Origin of the sequence: Ewingella sp. AOP9-I1-14 (genome assembly GCF_052375995.1) — a bacterium.
Lineage (GTDB): Bacteria > Pseudomonadota > Gammaproteobacteria > Enterobacterales > Enterobacteriaceae > Ewingella > Ewingella allii.
Genome location: NZ_JBQSVA010000039.1, coordinates 1 through 1160, shown reverse-complemented (window position 1 = coordinate 1160; position 1160 = coordinate 1). Strand labels below are relative to the sequence as shown.

1 protein-coding gene is annotated in these 1160 nt (G+C 45.7%); it reads right to left on the bottom strand.

Annotation, left to right across the window (positions count from 1 at the left end):
* Nucleotides 1-43: 43 nt before the first annotated feature.
* Nucleotides 44-1160: FAD-dependent oxidoreductase (locus ACT3RT_RS23065; RefSeq protein ID WP_496203784.1), on the bottom strand; the 1117-nt coding region annotated here is incomplete at its 5' end.

The following is a 1160-nucleotide window of genomic DNA, read 5'->3' as shown; positions in this document are numbered from 1 at the left end:
CTCTGAGACGCCAGAATATTTGTTCTGGCGTCTGATTTTGAGTTTATTTGACTAATGAAAATAGATCATTGAGTGATTCGCTCATCGACGGATGAGTAAATATCTGATCGCGTAATATGCTATAAGGCAGCCCGGCATCCATCACCATTTTCACTATATTGATCATCTCGTGGGAGTCAACACACAGCAGTGATGCCCCTAATATACGTTGGGTTTTATTATCAACAATCGCTTTTAATACCCCACGGGTATCGTTCATCACTCTGGCGCGCGGAATTGCAGCTACAGGCAATGTCACCACCTGAATATCAGCACCACTCTCTCTGGCTTGTTCTTCTGTCATACCAACCCTGGACAGGGGCGGTGTCATAAATACGGAATAAGGCACATTTTTCCGATCATCAGTACTACGTTTGCCTTCACCCAGTAACTCATCACGTACAATGCGGTAATCATCCAGTGATATGTAAGTAAATTGCAGCCCGCCGGTAACATCTCCCATCGCCCAAATATTGTCTGCGGTGGTATGTAATCGCTTGTCAACGACAATTGCCCCGCGCTCGTTTACTGCGATACCGGCATTTTCTGGATGTAACGAAGCGGTAGCCGGTTGACGACCGGAAGCTATTAACAGTGCATCCACCGCCAGTTGGGCGTGCTCGCTATGCACTTGCACTTGATTTTCATGGTGACTGATTCGCTCCACATGGGCATTGAGGATAATATCGACGCCCTGATCGCGTAAAATCGTCGCGATATTATCAGCAATATCCCGATCTTCCCGAGGCAAAAACAGCGAAGCTGCCTCTAAAATGGTTACTTTGCTGCCAAAATTAGCGAACATAGAGGCGAACTCAACGCCAATATATCCGCCGCCCAAAATACCTAAATGCCCAGGCAATTCTTTTAGATTAAGTAATCCGGTGCTGTCATATACACCAGGCGTGGTGGTAATTCCAGGAATTGGCGGAACCACGGCTTGTGCACCGGTATTAATAAAAATTTTCTCGCCATGAATCTCCAGATTTCCCTCAGGCCGATGAACACGCAGGCTATGATTATTGATAAACTCCGCCTGGCCGTCGATCACGTCGATATTGGGCATATCCGCAAGATTATGAAAATTCTTATTACGTAAAAAATTAACCACTTCATTTTTA